Source organism: Streptomyces sp. LS-MS-L19 (assembly GCF_058382285.1).
Window position 1 is genome coordinate 8,977,213 of the sequence record NZ_JBYCLL010000001.1, and the last position, 19,710, is coordinate 8,996,922.

A 19,710-nucleotide genomic window follows, 5' to 3' on the forward strand; every position below is an offset into this window, starting at 1 on the left:
CGTCGGCACAACACGGCTTGTCGGCCGGGTATTCCACAGCTGTCACCTCTCGGTATCCGGCGCGCGTACCCCTGCTGGCCCGAGCGCACACCACCCACCAGACTGGGCCCATGACGGAAACGGAAAACAACGCCTCCCGCACCTACGACGTAGTGGTGCTCGGTGCCGGACCCGTGGGGGAGAACGTGGCCGACCGCACCCGTGCGGCGGGCCTGTCCACCGCGGTCGTGGAGAGCGAGCTGGTCGGCGGAGAGTGCTCCTACTGGGCCTGCATCCCGAGCAAGGCCCTGCTGCGGCCGGTGATCGCCCAGGCCGACGCCCGCCGGGTGCCGGGCCTGAGCGCATCGGTGCAGGGCCCCCTCGACACGACCGCGATCCTCACCCGCCGCAACTGGTTCACCTCCGACTGGAAGGACGACGGCCAGGTCGGCTGGCTCCAGAGCGTCGGCGTCGACCTCCATCGCGGTCACGGCCGGCTCAGCGGGGAACGCACGGTCACGGTCACCGCCTCCGACGGCACGCGCACGGTGCTGACCGCCCGGCACGCCGTGGCCGTCTGCACCGGCACCCGGGCCGTCCTGCCCGACCTGCCGGACCTCGAACGGGTCAAACCGTGGACCAGCCGTGAGGCGACCAGCGCGCAGACGGCACCCGGACGCCTGGTCGTGGTCGGCGGGGGAGTGGTCGCCACCGAGATGGCCACGGCCTGGCAGGCCCTCGGCTCACAGGTCACCCTCCTGGTACGCGGGAAGGGCCTGCTCAACCGCATGGAGCCGTTCGCCGGCGAACTCGTCGCCGACGCCCTCACCGAGGCCGGCGTCGACGTCCGCACCGGCACCTCGGTCGAGTCGGTGACCCGCGAGAACGGCACGGTCGTGGTCGTCACCGGCACCGGCGACCGCATCGAGGCCGACGAGATCCTCTTCGCCACCGGACGCGCCCCGCACACCGACGACATCGGCCTCGACACGATCGGCCGGGAGCCCGGCAGCTGGCTGGAGGTCGACGACAGCCTCCGCGTCACCGGCAGCGACTGGCTCTACGCCGTCGGCGACGTCAACCACCGCGCGCTCCTCACCCACCAGGGCAAGTACCAGGCGCGCATCGCGGGCGCCGCCATCGCCGCCCGCGCCTCGGGCACCTCCGTCCAGGCGGAACCCTGGGGCGCGCACACGGCGACCGCCGACCACGCCGCCGTGCCCCAGGTCGTCTTCACCGACCCGGAGGCGGCCGCCGTGGGCCTGTCCCTGGCCGAGGCCGAACAGGCGGGCCACCGGGTCCGCGCGGTCGACTACGACCTCGCGAACGTCTCCGGTGCCGGGCTCTACGCCGAGGGCTACCGAGGGCGCGCCCGCATGGTCGTCGACCTGGAGCGCGAGATCCTCCTCGGCGTCACCTTCGTCGGCCCCGGCGTCGGCGAGCTGATCCACTCCGCCACGATCGCGGTCGCCGGGCAGGTCCCGATCAGCAGGCTGTGGCACGCGGTCCCGGCGTTCCCGACGATCAGTGAGATCTGGCTGCGGCTGCTGGAGACCTACCGGGACAACTAGGACGGCAGCTCGAAACCGAGGGACGCGGCCGCCCGCTCCGGCGTCGGCTGCGGCCAGCGCTCGGCCATCGCCTGGTTCGAGGACAGCGAGCGCAGCTCCGCGCGGTCGAGGTAGAGAGTGCCGTCGAGGTGGTCCGTCTCGTGCTGGACGATCCGCGCGGGCCAGCCGCTGAACACCTCGTCCACCGGTCGGCCGAGCTCGTCCTCGCAGGTCAGACGGACCGCGGCAGGCCGTGCCACCACGGCCTGCCAGCCCGGCACGCTCAGACAGCCCTCGAAGAACGCGACCCGCTCGGCACCGACCGCCTCGTACGACGGATTGACCAGGACCCGGAACGGCTGCGGGACGCGTCCGCGCGCCAGCCGCACCTCCTCCGGTACCGGGGCGGGGTCCTCGATCACCGCGATCCGCAGGGGGACCCCGACCTGAGGGGCGGCGAGCCCGACGCCGGGCGCCGCGTGCATCGTGATGCGGAGGGCCTCGACGAAGCGGGAAAAGAGGGCGGCGTCCAGGCGGCCGTCGTAAGGCTGGACGGTCTGGCGCAGTACCGGATCGCCGGCCGCGACGACCGGGAGCGGGCCGTCCGGGGTGAGGAGTTCCTCGACCAGGTCGGCAAGGGGCTTGCGGGGGCTCGGAGTTGCCATCGCGCCAGGATGCCACGAGAACGGAAGGTGTGACGCAGGTCACTCGGAGGGGCGGGAACTCGGCGGTCCCGCTCTCCGACTACTGGACCGCTACCGTCCCCAGCCCCCGGAGAAGCCGCCGATGTCCACCGCTCCCACGACGACCACGGACGAGGCCCCCGGGCCGGAGGCTCCGGCACCGGCCCGCGGCAGTTGGGCCCCGCTGCGCCCGCTCGTGCTGCGCCTGCACTTCTACGCCGGCGTGTTCGTCGCCCCCTTCCTGCTGATCGCCGCCGTCACCGGCTTCCTCTACGCCGGAGCCTTCCAGGCCGAGAAGATCGTCTACCGCGACGAGATGACCGTCGCCGCTGTCGGCGACACCCAACTGCCCGTCTCCGCGCAGGTGGACGCGGCCCGCAAGGCGCATCCCGAGGGCACCGTCTCGGCCGTACGGCCCTCTCCCGAGGTCGACGCGACCACCAGGGTGATGCTGTCGGGCGTGCCGGGCGTCGACCCGAACCACACGCTCGCCGTGTTCGTCGACCCCTACACCGGCAAGGTCCGCGGCGCACTGGAGCAGTACGGCTCCACCGGCGCACTGCCGCTGCGCACCTGGATCGACGAGTTCCACCGCGACCTCCACCTCGGCGAGAACGGCCGCCTCTACAGCGAGTTCGCCGCCAGCTGGCTGTGGGTCATCGCGGGCGGCGGCATCGTGCTGTGGTTCTCCCGCCGCCGCGCCCTGCGCAAGGTCCGCGGCACCAGCGGGCGTCGCCGCACCCTCGGCCTGCACGGCAGCGTCGGAGTGTGGGCCGCGGCCGGGTTCTTCTTCCTGTCCGCGACCGGTCTGACCTGGTCCACGTACGCGGGCGCCAACATCGACGAACTGCGCACCTCGCTCGGCCAGTCCACCCCGTCGGTCTCCTCCTCGGCGGGCGGCGACCACTCGGGCCACGGCGCCTCCGCCTCGGCCGGGGACGCCGAGCACGGCGTCGGCCTCGACAAGGTGCTGGCCGCCGCCCGCGCCGAGGGTCTCGGTGACCCCGTCGAGATCGTCCCGCCCGCCGACGCGTCGTCCACCTATGTCGTACGACAGGTGCAGCGCAGCTGGCCCGAGAAGCAGGACTCCGTCGCCGTCGACCCGACCACCGGCGAGGTCACCGACACACTGCGGTTCGCCGACTACCCGCTGCTCGCCAAGCTCACCCGCTGGGGCATCGACCTGCACACCGGCGTCCTGTTCGGGCTGGTCAACCAGATCGCCCTGATGATCCTCGCGCTGTCCCTGGTCCTGCTGATCGTGTGGGGCTACCGGATGTGGTGGCAGCGCGGCCGCGGCTCCGCCTTCGGGCGACCGGTCCCGCGCGGCGCCTGGCAGCAGGTGCCACCGCAGATCCTGGTGCCGGGCGTGGTCCTCGTCGCCGTCCTCGGCTACTTCGTGCCGCTGCTCGGCATCCCGCTGGCCGGGTTCATCGTGGCGGATGTGATGCTCGGTGAGATCGCCCACCGGAAGGGGAAGAAGGCGGCGGCCTGAGGCCGGTCGCTGCTACTCGGGCAGCGCGGCGAGTTCCCTGTTGGCCCGCTCGGTGATGAGGCCGAGGACGCGCCCGGCCACGGCCAGGTCCTCCTCGGGGATGCCCGCGTAGATCCGGGCGGTGAGGGGCGCGGTCTCGGCGGACGTCGTCTCGTACAGGTCCCGCCCGGCCCGCGTGATCCGCACCTCGGACGTCCCCTCCGGAGCGAGCAGCCCCGCGGCGAGCAGTTCGTCGACCACGGCGTGCGCCTCCGCCGCGTCGATCTTGAGCGAGCCGACCACGTCGGCGACGAGCCGGTCCCGGTGGAGGGGCCCGCCGGCGAGCGCGGCCGGCCGTAGCGTGACGGACTGCTGGAAGGTCAGGCCGTGACGGGCCAGCGCGTTCTCCAGCAGGGCCCGGCCGGCGTAGTGGGCCAGGGCGATGACACGGGGATTGGTGGTCATGACCGCTCCTTGGGAGTGTCGTTCGTCGGGTCGAGAGGTGCGTCGAGCAGGACCGCGAGCTCGCGCTTGAAGTCCCGCGTGCGCGTGCTGTCCAGGCCGCCCAGTGGTGCCAGCAACTGCTCCAGGAGCCCCTGGACGACCGTGACGGCCTGCCGGGTCCGCTCGCGGCCCTCCTCGGTGAGCGCCAGTTGCACCGCGCGCGGGTCGCGCGGGTCGCGGGTGCGCTCCAGGAGCCCGGCGCTCTCCAGGGAGCGCGCCAGCTTGGAGACGTAGAGCGGTTCGAGGCCGGTGTGGTCGGCGAGGCGGCGCTGGCTGGGCCGCTCGCCGCGGCGCTGCATGCCGTGCAGCGAGGCCACCAGCGAGTACTGGGCGTGGGTCAGGCCGAGCGGGGCCACCGCGCGGTCCACCGCGACGCGCCACTTCATCGACAGTCGCCAGACCAGGAAACCGGGCGTCGCGCCCTCGGGTGCCGTACTCATGCTCGATACAGTACATGGCTACTATGTACATGGCTACTGTTTTCGGCGGTCGGATGGGGTCTGCCGCTGTCGGTCCGCCGCTGTGCCCGAAGGACGGCCTGACGGGGAACGCTTCACGGGGCTAGGTTGGGCGGCATGAGCAATCTTGATCGCGAGGCGGTTCCCGCCCTGTGCGGTGGCCGCGGCTTCGTGGTGGCGGAACCCGTGCGTGAACTCCTCAGCCCTCGCCGCGTCAAGCTCGGCGAGTCCAGCGAGGTGCGCCGGCTGCTGCCCAACCTGGGCCGTCGCATGGTCGGCGCCTGGTGTTTCGTCGATCACTACGGACCCGACGACATCGCCGACGAACCCGGCATGCAGGTGCCCCCGCACCCGCACATGGGCCTCCAGACGGTGAGCTGGCTGCACCAGGGCGAGGTGCTGCACCGGGACTCCACCGGCAGCCTGCAGACGATCCGCCCCCGTGAGCTGGGCCTGATGACCTCCGGGCGCGCGATCAGCCACTCCGAGGAGAGCCCGAAGTCCCACGCCCGCTTCCTGCACGGGGCCCAGCTCTGGGTCGCCCTCCCGGACGGCCACCGCCACACCGACCCGCGCTTCGAGCACCACGCCGAGCTGCCGCAGATCACGGCGCCGGGTCTGACGGCCACGCTCATCCTGGGCGACCTCGACGGCGCCCGCTCGCCCGGTACCGCGTACACCCCCATCGTCGGCGCGGACCTGACCCTGGCCGGCGGCGCGGACGTACGGCTGCCGCTGGAACCGGACTTCGAGTACGCCGTGCTGTCGATGTCCGGCGAGGCCCACGTGGACGGGGTACCGGTCCTGCCCGGCTCGATGCTCTACCTCGGCTGCGGCCGCACCGAACTCCCGCTGCGCGCCGAGTCGGACGCGGGCCTGATGCTTCTGGGGGGCGAGCCGTTCGAGGAGGAGCTCGTCATGTTCTGGAACTGGATCGGGCGCTCGCAGGGCGAGATCGAGCAGGCACGTCGGGACTGGATGGAGGGGACGCGGTTCGGTGAGGTGAAGGGGTACGACGGCGCTCCGCTGCCCGCTCCGGAGTTGCCGCCGGTGCCGTTGAAGCCGCGGGGCCGGGTGCGCTGACCTGCGGGAATGGCTGATTCTGCGTCCCGCTGTCGAGTGGGAGGCGACGGGGCGATGCGGCTCGGCTGCGCACGGTCCCTGGAAGGTGGTTGACAGCGCTGCTTCTCGACGAGGCCGGACCGCGGCTTGGCCTGCACTTCTCGGCGTCACCGCCACCGTGATCTTCTTCGCGCTGATCTCTATGCACGCATAAGGGGGTTATGGCTAGCATTGACCCATGCCGGTCAAACGGCTCGTGGTCTTCCGCTTTCACCGTGACCCCCTGGTCTGCCGGGGCCGCATCGCTCTCCTGCGACGGCTCAACCCCGGGGTGCCCGTACACGGACTCTTCGGCGGCCCGGGTGGCCCTCGCGGCGCCGCCTTCCGCCTCGCCGGCCGGCGGATGCTGGGACTGGACGCCCTGTACGTCTCCCGCCACAGTGGCCCCTGGAACTGGAAGAACGGCGACTTGCTGTTGCTGGACTGGTATCGCGAGGCAGGTCACCGGCTGTCCTTCGACGTCCTGCATTTTCTCGAGTGGGATCTGCTGCTGGCGGAGCCCCTGGAGCGGCTGTACGCCGCGGTGCCGCTCCAGGCTGTCGGCCTGACCGCACCGACGCCGCTGAGCGTCATCGGCGACGACTGGCGTTGGATCGCCGGCGAGGACGAGGCGCGGGAGTGGGGCGATCTCCTGGCCTTCGCCCGGGCCCGCTACGGCTACGGTTGCGACGACGGCGACGACCCGATCGCGTACGGCTGCCTGGGCGAGGGCCCCTGTTTCCCGCGGGCGTTCCTCGACGACTACGCGGCCGCCGACCCGCCCTCCCTCGGCAACGACGAGCTTCGCTATCCGTTGTTCGCCCGGCTCCTGGGCTACCCGGTGGTCGACACCGGATTCCGCCGTGCCTGGCACGGTCCTGAGGACGACCCGTACTTCAACGCCCTGGGAGACAGGAACATCCCGTGGGAGACGATCGCCGCCGAGCTGGCGAAACCGGATGGCCGCCGTGCCTTCCACCCCGTCCGCGCTGCCCTGCGCTCCGGGCCGGAGGCGGGCATACGCCCGCGCCGGGCTTGCCCCTGATAAGGGCAACGGAGCTCGTGACTGGTCGGCCGGGTGGAGCCGCTACGTGCCTGGCCGCAGTCGTTCGCCTGATGCCGGTCAAGGCCGGAAATCCGGACGGGCAGAAGCGTTTTGGCGCCAACGATCAGTAATCAACCCACCGCGCGGAGTGGTTCCGGCTACACGTGTGCGTGGAGGTTGTCTGACGGGGAGGGCTGGTCGGTGGTTCTGTCGATCAATGTTGCGGTGTTGCTCGCGGTGATCATCCTTGTGCGGCTGCGGCGGCGCACAGAGGCTCGAAGCCGGAACGACGAGAAGCTGACCGTCCTGATCGTGTTGGTCTTCGGCGTGCTGGTAGCCCCTACCGCGTTCGGCCAGACCATCGTCGACGTCGTCGGCCAACTCGCACAGGGCGTCACCCAGTCGGGCAGCCCCTGAGGGCGGGACGGGGTGGCATGACCTGCTGGCGGGGAGGGTTGCTCGGCCGTACCGACCCCGGAGCCGGTGGGCGCCGGGTCGGTGCGGTTGCCGGTCAGCAGGGCGAGGCCCAGGGTGGCGGCGAACACCTGGCAGGCGGCCGCTCGCAGCACGCGTTCCCTCGGATCGGCGGCCCGAAAATCGTGCGGGAGCGGTCGGTGCGGGAAGGAGGATGGGGCCATGGACATCGAGGACGTCATGAACTTCCTGGTCGAGCACCGCGCCCCGAACGTCGTGCCCGGTTACGTCTCCGAGCAGCTCCTGTCCATGGGATGGATCATCGACGTCGAATCCGGCACACGCATCATCGAGGTCGGACGGCGGTGGCTGAGGTCGGACGACGCCTTCCGCGCGGCCGTCGCGATGGGGCTGGAGAACGAAACCTGTCTGGCCGACTCATGGGACGAGCTCCTCGAGTTGGCCGAGCCGATGAAGCAGCGGTTCCCCTCGATGGCCGACGACGTGAGCGCCTGGCTCGAGCGGGCCAGGCTGTCGTACGAGAGGCGGGAAACGGGGTTCTGGACCTCGGCGACGCCGCGGAGCCCGGGTGGGAACGACGACGGTCACTCGCTGCCGTCCGGATAAACTGCCCCCTCGGGGGAGCCCTTTGCTCTGCCCGTGTCGGGACGGTCGGCAGGCGGCTTGATGTGAAGGAGTCCGAGCGTGGATGCCCCACATGCGGTGGTCGGATCCGCCCCGGCGATGCCCGGGAGGGTTTCGTTGGAGGTGAGCCCGTTGCCCGGTCGTACGGGGATACGAGCCCGCGGTGAGATCAGCGTCCTCACCTGCCCGTCCTGGGAACGGGCCTTGTCCGAGCTGGCCCGGCGGCACGCGGGTGTGTCGTACGTGGAGCTGTCGGACGTGGCGTTCATCGACGTGGCCGGGGTGACCGCTCTGGCGGTCACCGCCATGAACCTGCCCCACGGGAGGGTCGTGGTGGAGCATCCACCGCCGCAGCTGCCGCGGGTGCTGGAGATGTTCTGGCCGGGCCTGGACCGGATCGAGGTGGCTCTGTGACGAGCACGGTGACCACCCGCGAGGCGTTCGCGCACCCCGCCCTCTTCTACCGCACCGAGCAGCAGTACACGCGGCAGACGGTGGCCTTCCTGCGCCAGGGCCTGGCCAACGGCGAGCCCTTGGCCGTGGCGGTGCCCGGCCCCAACCTGGAGCTGATCAAGGCAGGTCTGGGCGCGGACGCCGAGGGCATCCTCTTCCTGGACATGACCGAGGCCGGCCGCAACCCGGGACGGATCATCCCCAAGGTGCTGCGCGGATTCGCCGACGCCCACCCGACGTCGCGTGTGCGGATCATCGGCGAGCCGATCTGGGCCGGACGCAGCGCGGTGGAGTACCCGGCGTGTGCGCAGCACGAAGCGCTGATCAACGCCGCGTTCGAGGGCCGGGCGGTGACGATCCTGTGCCCCTACGACGAGGTCGGGCTGGATCCGCAGGTCATCGCCGACGCGCGGATCACCCACCCGACCCTCATCAGCGGGGAGGGCCGTGAGTCGGTCAGCGGCGTCTTCGACTGGCAGGCGGTCGTCGATCGGTACAACCAGGTGCTCGCGCCCGCACCGGACGCGGTGGCCTTCTCCTACGGCGGTGAGGATCTTCCGGCGGCCCGCCGGTTCGCCCTCGCTCAGGCGACGCGGCTGGGCATGGTCGGAGAGCGGCTGATGGACGTGGAGCTGGCGGTCGCGGAGCTGACGACCAACAGCGTCGTCCACGGCGGAGGCCACGGGACGCTCGCGGTCTGGGCCGAGCAGGGGCAGTTGGTGTGTCAGGTCCGCGATGCGGGCCGACTGGCCGACCCGCTGGCCGGCCGCCGCCCGCCGGAGCGCGGCCAGTTGGGCGGCCGGGGCCTGATGATGGTCCACTACGTGGCCGACCTGGTGCGCGTGCACACCGGCGACGACGGTACGACCGTGCGCTTCTACCTCGGCTTGTGACACCGCGCGGGGGCACGGCGGGGAGGTGACGGCCGCTCGCCCCGCCGCTCACCCCCGCCGCTCGCCCCGCCACTCACTCCGCCCACGCACGCCCGTCGAGCGCCGTGCGACTCTCCAACGCGTGCAGTACGGCCACCATGTCCTCGTCGCCGTACCCCTGCTCCACCGTCTCGCCGAACAGGGCGTGGCACACGTCGAGGAGTGGGGAGGCGACGCCGGTCCTGCGGGCGGCCTCGGCGATCAGGCGGTTGTTCTTCAGGACGTCAGCCGCCCCGGCCTGGACGGCGAAGTCGCGGTCCAGCAGTTTCGGCGTCTTCATCCGGGAGACGGAGCTGGCCATCGGTCCCGCGTCCAGGACGTCCCTGAGCAGCCGTGCGTCGAGCCCCTGCCGTTCGGCGAAGTGGAACGCCTCGGTGAGGCCGGTGACCAGGGTGATCAGGAACAGGTTCACCGAGAACTTGGTCAACAGGGCGGCCGGGACGGGGCCGCAGTCGAACGCCTCCTTGCACAGGGGCGCCAGCAGCGGACGTACGGCCGCCACCGCGTCCCCGTCACCCGCCAGCATGGCGACCAGCTCGCCCCGCTCGGCCGGAACCCGGGAACCGGACACCGGTGCCTCGACATACCGCCCGCCCGCGGCCCGGATGTCGTCCTGGAGGCCGCCCGAGTACTCCGCCGAGGTCGTCCCCATGTGGACGACGGTGCGGTCGGCCACCCGGCCCGGGAAGTCCGCGGTGCCGCGTCCGAGGACGGTGTCGAGGGCGGTCTCGTCGGCCAGCATGAGGAACACCGTGCCGGCCCGCTCGAAGACCTCGCCGGGGCTCGCCGCGACCTCGGCCCCGGCGGCGCGCAGCGGTGCGCACCTGGCCGGTGAGCGGTTCCAGACCACCAACGGGGTCCCCGCCCGTGCGAGGTTGAGGGCCATGGCCTGCCCCATGACCCCCAGCCCGACGAAACCCACGTACGCCATGACGTTCCACCGCCTCCGTCGACTATGACAGCGGTCATAGTAGCCGTGTCTATGACGACGGTCATAGAGTGAGGGCCGGGAGATCGAGGAGCGGGAGGCGGGACATGGCGGTGTCCGAACGCGGGCCACGCGAGCGGATGGTCTTCAGCGCGGCCCAGCTGATCCGGCGCGGCGGGGTCTCGGCCGCCGGGATGCGTGACGTCGCCGCCCACGCCGGGGCGCCGCGCGGTTCGCTTCAGCACTACTTCCCCGGCGGCAAGGAACAGCTGGTCAACGAGGCCGTGGGCTGGGCCGGCCGGTACGCCTCACGACGCGTCGCGCGTTTCCTGGCCGCCCTGCCGACGCCGACGCCGAGTGGGCTCTTCGCCGGGATGGTGCGGCAGTGGACCGACGAGTACGAGACGTCCGGCTTCGCGGGCGGCTGTCCGGTCGCCGCCGCCACGGCCGACTGCGCGGAGAGCACCGACTCCACCCGACAGGCCGCCTCCGCCGCCTTCGCCCACTGGCACGGCTCGGTGGCGGCGGCCCTCGTCGACATGGGCGTACCCCCGGAACGGGCGCCCTCGCTCGCCACGCTCATGCTCAGCTCCCTGGAGGGGGCGATTCTCCTCGCCCGAGCCGAACGGGACGTGCGCGCCCTGACGACCGTGTCCCGAGAACTCGCCCCGCTGCTCGACGCGGCCGTGACCCGGGGCGCCCCGGACGCCTGAACGACGGCATGCCGGACATGACCGGGTTGGCGCCGAGACCTGACGGGACAGAACCGGTTTCGTCAGCTCCCGCGGGGTCACGCCGGGAACAGTGGGCTCGGTCGGCGCGGTTGCATCGGTCGACGGACTCACGACATGTTCCTGCAGGAGGACTGTTTCTCATGACTGACCGGCCCTTGACGCTGATGGCGGTACACGCCCACCCCGACGACGAGGCCACCGGAACCGGAGGAGTCCTCGCGCGGTACGCGGCGGAAGGCGTCCGCACGGTTCTCGTGACCTGTACCGACGGCGGCTGCGGTGACGGACCAGGGGGCGTGAAGCCGGGCGATCCCGGGCACGATCCGGCGGCGGTCGCCGCGATGCGCCGCCATGAACTCACGGAGAGCTGCGGGGTCCTGAAGATCAGCGATCTGGAGATGCTGGACTACGCCGACTCCGGCATGGTCGGCTGGCCCACCAACGACGCCCCCGGATCGTTCTGGCGGACCCCCGTGGAGGAAGGTGCGGCCCGCCTCGCCGAACTCATGCGGCACTACCGTCCCGATGTGGTCGTCACCTACGACGAGAACGGCTTCTACGGTCACCCCGACCACATCCAGGCCCACCGGATCACGATGGCGGCGCTGGAGATGATCGATCTGACGCCCAAGGTGTACTGGACGACGATGCCCCGCTCGATGATGGGACGCTTCGGCGAGATCATGCGCGAGTTCGGTGAGGACGTGCCGGAGCCGGATCCCGCCGAGGCGGCGGCGCCGGTCGAGATGGGCCTGCCCGACGACGAGATCACCACGTGGGTGGACACGACCGCGTTCAGCGGCCAGAAGTTCGACGCCCTGGCCGCGCACGCCAGTCAGGGCGAGAACATCTTCTTCCTCAAGATGGGCAAGGAGAGGTTCGGCGAGTTGATGGGCGTGGAGACCTTCGTACGCGTCCAGGACACCACCGGAGCACCCGTCCCCGAGAACGATCTCTTCGCCGGACTGCGCTGACCCGCCCGCGAACGGCCCGCCGGACCCCGTCCCGGGGCGGCGGGCCGCCTCTGCGATCCGTAGGCCACGAGGGCGATGTCCCGGCCGTGACTGCGGCGGTCACCGGCCCGCGTACCGCAGGCTGCGGGTGCCGCCACACCGGTGGCCCGTGTCGCAGTCCAAGGAGAGGTACATGCCCTTCATGCCCCGACTCCCGCAGCTGGCCGCCGCTGTCGCCGCCACCGCCGTCGCCGTCGGCGTCCTCGCCACGGCTCCCGCGTCCGGTGACGAGCCGGTCGTGTCGCAGCCGCGCGTGGTCGCCCACTTCGACTTCGCCGCGGGGGAGACGCCCGAGAACATCGCGGTCGAACCGGACGGCTCCGCCGACCTGACCTTCGCCTTCGCCCGCCAGGTCGCCCACGTCACCCGGCACGGGGACATCCGCAGCCGCGTCACCCTGCCCGCCGTCGCGAACCCGAACACCCCCGTCGTCCACAACGCCATCGTGCTCGGCATCGCCCGCGCCCACGACGGCACCCTGTACGTCAACTACGCCACCGGCACCGCCGAGACCGGCGTCTGGCGCATCGCCCCCGGCGGCGAGCCCCGTCAGATCGCGAAGCTGCCGGCCGACGGGCTCCCCAACGGCCTCGCCCTCGACGAGCACCGGGGCGTGCTCTACGCGGCCGACTCGGTACGGGGAACCGTCTGGCGCGTGCCGGTGACCGGAGGCCGGCCCACCGCGTGGGCCACGGCGACGGCCCTCGCGCCGGTCCCGTCCGGAACCGGCTTCGGCGCCAACGGCATCAAGGTCCACGGCGGGGCCGTCTGGGTGTCCAACACCGACCGCGGCACGCTGCTGCGCATCCCCGTACGCCGGGACGGCTCCGCGGGTCTGGTCGAGACCCGGGCGACAGGGCTCGGCGGCGTCGACGACTTCGCCTTCACCTCACACCACGACGACACCGTCCTCGCCACGCTCAACAGCGCCAACCAGGTCGTCGTGGTCTGCCCGGACGGTACCCACTCTGTCGTGCTCACCCAGCAGGACGGTCTCTCGAACCCGACCTCCGTGGCCGTACGCGAGCGCACGGTCCACGTCCCGAGCGCCTCGTACTTCGCCGCCGAGCCCGACCCGAACCTGCTGCTGGCCCGTCTGAACCGTGGGTGAGGTCCGGCCAGGAGCCAGGACACCTGCTCAGAGACCTGAGCAGGTGTCCGGTGCCGGTCCCTCGGCTACAGCGCGGTGAACGTCCACAGCAGGTTGGTGCTGGAGCCGTACGTCCACTGCTTGGTGACCGAGCCGGACGGCACGCTGCCGCCGCCGTCCAGGACGAGTCCGGTGGTGCGGTTGGCGATCGAGTAGCGGCCGTCCCCGCGATGGGTGATCAGCCACTGCTGGTTGGTGCCGCCGTTCCAGGCGGCCTGGCGGGCGGGGGAGCCGTCGGCGGTGCCGCCCCAGCCGTCGGCGACCATGCCGTTGGTGCGGTTGACCAGCTTGTAGTAGCCGCCACCGACCTCGACCGTCTGCCACTGGAGGTTGGGGCTGCCGTCCCAGGCCCACTGCTTGAGGTTGGACCCGGAGGCCACGTTGCCGCCGCTGTCCAGGGCCAGTCCGTCGGTGACGTTGACGATCTCGAAGTACGGGGACGGGTTGAACTGCACCTTCAGAGAGGTCACCGCGTCGTTGTTGCCGGTCTTCCGCAGGTCGGCGTTGTCCGCGGTGAAGGTCCACGCCGTGCCGGTGAAGTTGTCACCGGAGTAGCCGATGACCTGGTAACCCGGGGCGAGCCGCAGGGAGGACAGGGTACGGGGGGTGAGGCCGGCCAGGGTCAGTTCGTCCGCGGTGTGGTCGCCGATCTCCAGGACGGTACCGGTACCCGCGTAGTCGACGTCCTGGAAGGCCACGGCACCTGCCGCCGGGCGCAGGCTCGGGATCGCACCGGTGAAGGTCAGCTTCAGCACGTACGCGTCGGCGCTGAACGGCGCCGACGACGGCAGGGTGACCGTGAGTCCGTTCGCGCCCTGGGCAGGGGACGCCAGGTTCGTGTAGGTGCCGGCGGTCGGGTTGAGCAGCTGCACCGACTTCAGCGAAGAGACGTCGATCCTGGCGGAGTTGAGCGTCTTGATCGTCAGCGAGGTGCCGGGCCAGCCGAGGACGGTGGCGTACAGCACGGTGTTCGCCTTGTTCCGGGTGAAGCGGATGTCCTGCGCGGTACCGGCCGTGGGGGTGGTGAAGGCGCCGCCGCCCATCTTCGTGGGGCCCTCGCCGTACGCCGTCCACGCCCGGGTGCCGTAGACCGACTCGCCGAAGCGCTTCAGGTAGTCGCCGATGGCCAGCAGGACGTCCCGCTGGCCCTGCGGAATGGTGCCGTCGGCCATGGGCGCGATGTTCAGCAGCATGTTGCCGTTCTTGCTGACCCGGTCGATCAGCGCGTGCAGCATCTGCTGGACGCTGTAGTAGCCGATGCCCTGCGTGTAGCACCAGCTGGAGCTGGAGATGCTGTCGTCCGTGAGCCAGTAGGGGGCGGTGAGGTCGCCCGGCCCGCCGCGCTCGTAGTCGAAGACCTCGCCGTGGCCGTCGAGCCCGTCCTTGTAGGTGGCGACGACCTCCCTGCCCCAGGAGTTGGCCTGGTTGTAGTAGTACGACAGGAAGTTGAGCCGCTGCTGCTCGTCGACCGCGTCGAGCTTGAAGTCCTGCCAGAGGATGTCGGGCCGGGCCCGGTCGATGACCTCCTTGAGCTTGTCGTACCAGAGTTGGTTCTCGGCCGCCGGACCCAGTTGGCCGTAGAGCTTCTTCAGGCTCGGGTCGGTCTGCGCGGGCACGAACTCGTAGTAGCCGTTGAAGTGGTAGGCGTGGTGCATGGCCACGAGCAGTTTGAGGTTCTTGGCGCGGATGGCGTCGGTGAACAGGCGCAGCAGGTTCAGGCCGGGGCCCTTGCTCACGGAGTTCCACTCGTTGACCTGGCTGTCCCACATGGAGAAGCCGTCGTGGTGCTCGGCGACCGGGCCGGCGAACCTCGCTCCGGCGTCCACGAACAGCTGCGCCCACTCGTCGGGGTCGAAGGCACCGCCCGCCGACTTGAGCTTCGGCGCGAACTGCACGTGGTTGCCGACGAGGTCGTCGGCGCCGTCGATGAAGTTGTGGAACGGCCAGACCGAGGGGTCGCCGTAGGTCGCGATGTGGTGCTTGTTGGCGTTGCTCCCGCCGCTGTACATGTTGCGCGGGTACCACTCGCTGTCGTACGCGGGGACGCTGAAGGCGCCCCAGTGGAAGTAGATGCCGAACTTGGCGTCGCGGAACCATTCGGGGGCCGCCGGGTGCTGGTTCACGGAGTTCCACGTGGGGGTGTAAGTGGTGGGCGCGGCCAGGGCACGGCCGGCGGCGAACGCGTCGGTGGTGACCGCGGCCGCCACGACGGCGGTGGCGCCGGCGACGAACTGACGTCTGCTGAGCGAACTCGACATGGGAGATCCCTGGTGCGGAGGGGGGACGGGGACCCGGAAACCGGATGGCACGGATGCCACGGATGAAGGTCCGCCCTGTGTCCCGTCCGTGTCAACCACCGTACAGGGATGAATACCGGGGTTTGACTGAGTCAGGTGGGGAATTCGACCGTAATAACCCTTTCCTGAGACACTAGACATCACATGTATCGTGCTTTGGCGTAGACCTGACGCACCGGGCTCTATCATCAACATCGCTGAAGAGCGGTGGAAGGAGTTCGCGGTGTCCCTGACGGACAAGGCCATCGAGCAGATCCGTGAGCTGATCCGCTCCGGAGCGCTGCCCCCTGGCTCGAAACTGCCGCCGGAACCGGACCTCGCGGCTCAGCTGGGCCTGTCCCGCAACCTCGCCCGCGAGGCGGTCAAGGCGCTGGCCGTCGCCCGGGTCCTGGAAGTGCGGCGCGGCGACGGCACCTATGTCACCAGCCTCCAGCCGAGCCTGCTCCTGGAGGGGCTCGGCGGCGCGGTGGAACTCCTCCAGGGGGACTCGGGCGCGCTGCGGGACCTCATGGAGGTACGCCGGCTCCTCGAACCGATGGCCACGGCGCTCGCCGCGACCCGCATCACTGACGAGCAACTGGCCGAGGTGAAAAGGCACTTGGACGCCATGCGTGAGGCGCGCGAGGACGTCGAACTGCTCAACGCCCACGATGCCGCGTTCCACCGCGCGGTCGTTACGGCCACCGGCAACGAATCCCTGCTCACGCTCCTGGAGGGCATCTCCGGCCGCACCCTGCGCGCCCGCATCTGGCGCGGACTGGTCGACGCCCAGGCCGCGGGCCGCACGCTCGCCGAGCACGAGGCGATCTTCGCGGCCCTGTCCCGCCGCGACGCCACGCTCAGCCAGGCCACCGCGCTGGTGCACGTGAGCAACACCGAGCAGTGGCTGAGGGCACACCTGGACGCCGCCGAGTGACGGCGGCGCCGGTGCGAGCTTCCCTTTCAGCAGTACAGGTTGCCGCCGGGGGCGACCCCGAGGACCGACGTGAAGCGGTTGTAGGCGTCGACCCGGCTCTGCACCTGGGCCGGGTTGCGCCCGTCGCACTCCAGTGAGCCGTTGATGGAACGGATCGTCTGACCGAACCCGGCCTGGTTGACCATGGCGTTGTGCGGGGTCATGGTGCCGGGTCCGGACTGGGTGTTCCAGTACCAGAGGCCGGTCTTCCACGCCACGGCCGAGTCGTTCTGCACCAGCCAGGGGTTGTTGAGCAGATCGATCCCCAACGCGTCGCCCGCGGCCTTGTAGTTGAAGTTCCACGACAGCTGGATCGGACCGCGCCCGTAGTAGGCGGCCTGACCGGCCGGGCAGCCGTACGGCTGGTTCCAGTCGCAGTAGTGCGGGTAGTTGGCGGTGTTCTGCTCGACGATGTGCACCAGCCCGCCCGTCTCGTGGTTCACGTTGGCGAGGAAGGCCGCCGCCTCCTGCTTCCGCACCGTGTCGCTGCCGGTGTTCGCGAAGCCGGGGTAGGCGTTCAGCGCCGCCACCAGGCCGCCGTAGGTGTAGAAGGAGTTCCGGCTCGGGAACATCTGGTTGAACTGCGCCTCGCTGACCACGAATCCGGACGGCTGGCTCCCGCCGCCCGCGGGCGCGTTCCACTTCTGGTTGGCGGTTCCCGCACAGGTCCAGATCTGCAACCGGGTGCCGTTGGCGCTGTTGTTGTCCCGCACGTCCAGGCACTTGTTCGCCGCCGGGTTGACGATGTCCCGCGCGCCGGAGACCACCCACTGCTGGTTGGCGCCGCCCGAGCAGTCCCACAGCTGTACGGCCGCCCCGTCGGCGGTGCCGCGGTCGGCGACGTCGAGACACTTGCCGAGCGCCCGCAGGGTCCCGTCACCGGGGTTGGACCAGATCTGGGCGCCGGTTCCGTTGCAGTCGTAGAGCTGTACGGCCGTGCCGTTGGCGGTGGACGCGCCCGCCACGTCGACGCACTTGCCGGCGAGGCCGGTGATGGTGCCGGAGGCGGCGTGGGCGGGGGTCACCGTGCACAGCGCGGTGAGCACGGCGCCGAGGGCGGCGAAGGCCGCGAGACGGCCTCTGCGGAGGGATGAGGACATGGGTGTGCACGCTCCTTGAGGGGGGTGGGGGAGCCGCCCCTCCTGGTGAGGAGGGGCGGCCGGAAGGCGGAGCTCTACGGGTAGCTGGTCAGATTCGCCACGTTCGTCGAGGAGTTGGAGGGACCGCCGGTACCGTTCACGACGTGCCGGATGGTGCCGGTGCCGCCGAGGGAGACCGTCACCATGCTCTGGAAGCGCACGCCCGTCCTGTTCGGTGCCTCGATGGCCCGCTCCGCGGCCACCCCCGGGTTCACGTTGAAGTAGCAGTAGCTGCCGAGGCCGTAGGCCTGGTGGCTGGTGACGGAGTCGGCGACCTTGTAGGCGGCGTAGCCCTGCGTCGAACCGTTCATCCAGGCCGCCTGGTTGGGCGGGTCGTACGGCATCTCGTTCTGGTAGAAGTACGTGCGGCCGCCATTGCCGTTCCAGATGGTCTGGTACTTCTGGTAGTGCTCGACGAACAGCCCGTACGCGGTGACGTTGTCGCCGTTGACGATCAGGCCGGTGTCCGCGGTGTTGCTGGTCCAGCCGACGCCGCTGCCGTGGTCGGCGCGCCAGATCCACATGTGGTCGCCGATCACGTCGTCGCTGTTGATCACGAGGCTGGTGGTCGCCCTGCCGACGCCCGCGCCGCCGACGCGGAAGTACACGTCGTGCAGGGAGGTCGGGTTCGCGGCGTGGGAGGCGGCGGAGCCGGCCGGCCCGACCTCCATCAGGGTGGGCGAATTGGTGGTGCCCGCGTCGAAGAGGACGCCCGCGACCTTGACGCCGTCGACGTCGGCCACCTTCATCGCGGTGACGCCGTTGTCCGGGACGAAGGTGGCGAGGCCCAGACCGAGGACGACGGTGTTGGCGCGGTTCACCTGGAGCGTCTGGTTCAGGTGGTACACGCCCGGGGTGACCAGGAGGTTCTTGCCCGCCGCCAGGGCCGCGTTGATGTCCGCGGCACTCGCGCCCGGCTTCACGACGTAGAAGGTGTCGAGGGACAGCGAGGACCCGGCCGGGGAGCCGCCGGACCAGCTGGTGCCGGTGGAGCTGGACCGCACCGACGGCACGAACACCTTGTAGGAGCCGTCACCGTCGACGTACAGGAAGGGCTTCTCCCGGCTGACCGGGGACTGGGCGACCGTGGTGTACGGCGGGTTGGGGAAGCTGGTGCCGGGGACGCCCTGGCTGCCGACGAAGACCATGTTCCAGTTGGCTCCGGTCCAGCTGCCGAGCTGGGAGTTGCGGGTCAACCACTGTTGCTGGCTGCCGGAGTTGACCTGTCCGTCGATCTTCGTGTCGGCGAGCAGGCCGCCGCTGGACCAGCCGTTGTCGTCCAGGGCGAGGTTGCCGCGCAGGTGCATCCGGCGGTAGGCGGCCGCCTGCGAGACCGCCCAACGGTCGCCGCCGCCCGTCGGGTTGACGGAGAGGTTCTCGGCGCCGCGCCAGAAGTTCTGGGTCGCGTTGCCCTGGAACCAGTCCGCCTCCGCGTGCACCGCGCCGTTGACCGTCACCGCGTCCGGCGTGAGACCGAGCCCCGCGACCTGGGTGTAGAAGCCGACGTTGGCGTTCGCGGTGTAGGAGCCCGGCTTGAACAGGACGGCGTAGCGCTGGGTGCCGAACTGGTTGGTCTCCTGCTGCTGGAAGATGGAGTCGAGCCGGGACTGGATCGTCGAGGACGGCGTCGACGGGTCGAAGACGACGACGTTCGGGCCGAGGTCCGGGTTGCCGGCCGACGGCGTCACCGGGACCACCTGGAAGCGCTGGGCCGCGCTGCCGTTGCACGTGTACTGCACGAACTGCACGCTGTCGGCGGTCGAGGCGCCCGGATCGTCCAGGCACTTGCCGCTGTTGCGGTTGACGAACCGGTAGGCGCCGCCGCCCTCGTCGACGGGCAGCCACTGCTGGTTGGCGCCGCCGCCGTAGGTCCACAGATGCACCGGCGCGCTGTCGGCGGTGGAGACGTCGGCCACGTCCACGACCTGCGCGGTGTTGTTGCGGTTCTCGATGCGGACGTAGCCGTCGCCGGTGGCGGTGAAACTCCACTGCTGGGCCGTGGTGCCGTTGCACGCGTACTGCTGGACGACGGTTCCGTTGGCGGTGCCGGCCGACCGGGCGTCGAGACAGCGCCCGCTTGCCGCGTTCATGACAGTAGAAAAGCCGGTGGGCAGCGCGGTGGCCGCGCTCGCGGGTGCGGGAGCGAACGTCAGAAGGGACGCGGCGGCCGCCGTGACGAGCGCGGCGGCGCCGGATCTGGGGAGGCGTGGGCGGGTCGGCATGCGCAGAGCCCTTCGTGGGGGGTGAGGAGGCTGG

At 70.8% G+C, this 19,710-nt stretch carries 19 protein-coding genes; 12 read left to right on the top strand and 7 right to left on the bottom strand.

Annotation, left to right across the window (positions count from 1 at the left end):
* The first annotated feature begins 110 nt into the window (after positions 1-110).
* On the top strand, positions 111-1,550 hold the full coding sequence (locus AC2XR2_RS40055) for a dihydrolipoyl dehydrogenase family protein (RefSeq protein ID WP_491517802.1): 1,440 nt from the start codon (positions 111-113) through the stop codon (positions 1,548-1,550).
* On the opposite strand, the gene AC2XR2_RS40060 is transcribed toward AC2XR2_RS40055, so the two are convergent.
* Complete coding sequence (locus AC2XR2_RS40060; protein ID WP_491517803.1) at positions 1,547-2,194, bottom strand: peptide deformylase; 648 nt, start codon at positions 2,192-2,194, stop codon at positions 1,547-1,549. The genes AC2XR2_RS40055 and AC2XR2_RS40060 overlap by 4 nt on opposite strands.
* 121 nt (positions 2,195-2,315) lie before the next feature.
* Here AC2XR2_RS40060 and AC2XR2_RS40065 point away from each other — a divergent pair, with 121 nt between their 5' ends.
* The gene (locus AC2XR2_RS40065; protein WP_491517804.1) at positions 2,316-3,707 is read left to right on the top strand and encodes a PepSY-associated TM helix domain-containing protein; all 1,392 of its coding nucleotides are present in this window, start codon (positions 2,316-2,318) and stop codon (positions 3,705-3,707) included.
* A 12-nt stretch (positions 3,708-3,719) separates the two neighbouring features.
* On the opposite strand, the gene AC2XR2_RS40070 is transcribed toward AC2XR2_RS40065, so the two are convergent.
* Together AC2XR2_RS40070 and AC2XR2_RS40075 are read right to left on the bottom strand one after the other, a co-directional pair.
* Positions 3,720-4,151 (bottom strand): MarR family transcriptional regulator, encoded by a 432-nt coding sequence (locus tag AC2XR2_RS40070; RefSeq protein ID WP_491517805.1) that lies wholly within the window; start codon positions 4,149-4,151, stop codon positions 3,720-3,722.
* On the bottom strand, positions 4,148-4,630 hold the full coding sequence (locus AC2XR2_RS40075) for a MarR family winged helix-turn-helix transcriptional regulator (protein ID WP_491517806.1): 483 nt from the start codon (positions 4,628-4,630) through the stop codon (positions 4,148-4,150). The genes AC2XR2_RS40070 and AC2XR2_RS40075 overlap by 4 nt, the downstream gene beginning before the upstream one ends.
* 135 nt (positions 4,631-4,765) lie before the next feature.
* Here AC2XR2_RS40075 and AC2XR2_RS40080 point away from each other — a divergent pair, with 135 nt between their 5' ends.
* The 6 genes from AC2XR2_RS40080 (at position 4,766) to AC2XR2_RS40105 (ending at position 9,199) form a co-directional block, all read left to right on the top strand.
* Entirely contained in the window at positions 4,766-5,731 is a 966-nt protein-coding gene (locus tag AC2XR2_RS40080) for a pirin family protein (RefSeq protein ID WP_491517807.1), read from the top strand.
* 217 nt (positions 5,732-5,948) lie between these two features.
* The gene (locus tag AC2XR2_RS40085; RefSeq protein ID WP_491517808.1) at positions 5,949-6,794 is read left to right on the top strand and encodes a hypothetical protein; all 846 of its coding nucleotides are present in this window, start codon (positions 5,949-5,951) and stop codon (positions 6,792-6,794) included.
* Positions 6,795-6,995: 201 nt separating this feature from the next.
* Positions 6,996-7,211, top strand: coding sequence for a hypothetical protein (locus AC2XR2_RS40090; RefSeq protein ID WP_381296864.1), 216 nt, complete (start codon positions 6,996-6,998; stop codon positions 7,209-7,211).
* A gap of 219 nt (positions 7,212-7,430) precedes the next feature.
* Positions 7,431-7,835: a hypothetical protein gene (locus tag AC2XR2_RS40095; protein WP_491517809.1), complete on the top strand. Its 405-nt coding sequence runs from the start codon at positions 7,431-7,433 to the stop codon at positions 7,833-7,835.
* Between the two features lie 117 nt (positions 7,836-7,952).
* Entirely contained in the window at positions 7,953-8,267 is a 315-nt protein-coding gene (locus tag AC2XR2_RS40100) for an STAS domain-containing protein (RefSeq protein WP_330269523.1), read from the top strand.
* Positions 8,264-9,199: an anti-sigma factor RsbA family regulatory protein gene (locus AC2XR2_RS40105; RefSeq protein WP_491517810.1), complete on the top strand. Its 936-nt coding sequence runs from the start codon at positions 8,264-8,266 to the stop codon at positions 9,197-9,199. The genes AC2XR2_RS40100 and AC2XR2_RS40105 overlap by 4 nt, the downstream gene beginning before the upstream one ends.
* Positions 9,200-9,272: 73 nt before the next feature.
* On the opposite strand, the gene AC2XR2_RS40110 is transcribed toward AC2XR2_RS40105, so the two are convergent.
* A complete protein-coding gene (locus AC2XR2_RS40110) occupies positions 9,273-10,169 on the bottom strand; it encodes an NAD(P)-dependent oxidoreductase (RefSeq protein WP_491517811.1) in 897 nt (298 codons plus the stop codon).
* A gap of 104 nt (positions 10,170-10,273) precedes the next feature.
* Here AC2XR2_RS40110 and AC2XR2_RS40115 point away from each other — a divergent pair, with 104 nt between their 5' ends.
* From AC2XR2_RS40115 to AC2XR2_RS40125, 3 genes are all read left to right on the top strand, one after another.
* The gene (locus AC2XR2_RS40115) at positions 10,274-10,879 is read left to right on the top strand and encodes a TetR/AcrR family transcriptional regulator (protein WP_491517812.1); all 606 of its coding nucleotides are present in this window, start codon (positions 10,274-10,276) and stop codon (positions 10,877-10,879) included.
* A 161-nt stretch (positions 10,880-11,040) separates the two neighbouring features.
* Entirely contained in the window at positions 11,041-11,874 is an 834-nt protein-coding gene (locus AC2XR2_RS40120; protein WP_449350325.1) for a PIG-L family deacetylase, read from the top strand.
* Between the two features lie 181 nt (positions 11,875-12,055).
* The gene (locus AC2XR2_RS40125) at positions 12,056-13,024 is read left to right on the top strand and encodes an NHL repeat-containing protein (RefSeq protein ID WP_491518582.1); all 969 of its coding nucleotides are present in this window, start codon (positions 12,056-12,058) and stop codon (positions 13,022-13,024) included.
* A 65-nt stretch (positions 13,025-13,089) separates the two neighbouring features.
* On the opposite strand, the gene AC2XR2_RS40130 is transcribed toward AC2XR2_RS40125, so the two are convergent.
* Complete coding sequence (locus tag AC2XR2_RS40130; protein WP_491517813.1) at positions 13,090-15,321, bottom strand: alpha-L-fucosidase; 2,232 nt, start codon at positions 15,319-15,321, stop codon at positions 13,090-13,092.
* Positions 15,322-15,583: 262 nt separating this feature from the next.
* Between AC2XR2_RS40130 and AC2XR2_RS40135 the strand changes: the two genes are divergently transcribed.
* Positions 15,584-16,276: a FadR/GntR family transcriptional regulator gene (locus tag AC2XR2_RS40135; RefSeq protein ID WP_381296850.1), complete on the top strand. Its 693-nt coding sequence runs from the start codon at positions 15,584-15,586 to the stop codon at positions 16,274-16,276.
* 26 nt (positions 16,277-16,302) lie between these two features.
* Here AC2XR2_RS40135 and AC2XR2_RS40140 read toward each other — a convergent pair whose 3' ends face one another.
* Together AC2XR2_RS40140 and AC2XR2_RS40145 are read right to left on the bottom strand one after the other, a co-directional pair.
* Positions 16,303-17,415, bottom strand: coding sequence for a glycoside hydrolase family 19 protein (locus tag AC2XR2_RS40140; RefSeq protein ID WP_381296848.1), 1,113 nt, complete (start codon positions 17,413-17,415; stop codon positions 16,303-16,305).
* A 74-nt stretch (positions 17,416-17,489) separates the two neighbouring features.
* Positions 17,490-19,676 (bottom strand): pectate lyase-like domain-containing protein, encoded by a 2,187-nt coding sequence (locus tag AC2XR2_RS40145; RefSeq protein WP_491517814.1) that lies wholly within the window; start codon positions 19,674-19,676, stop codon positions 17,490-17,492.
* Between the last annotated feature and the right edge of the window lie 34 nt (positions 19,677-19,710).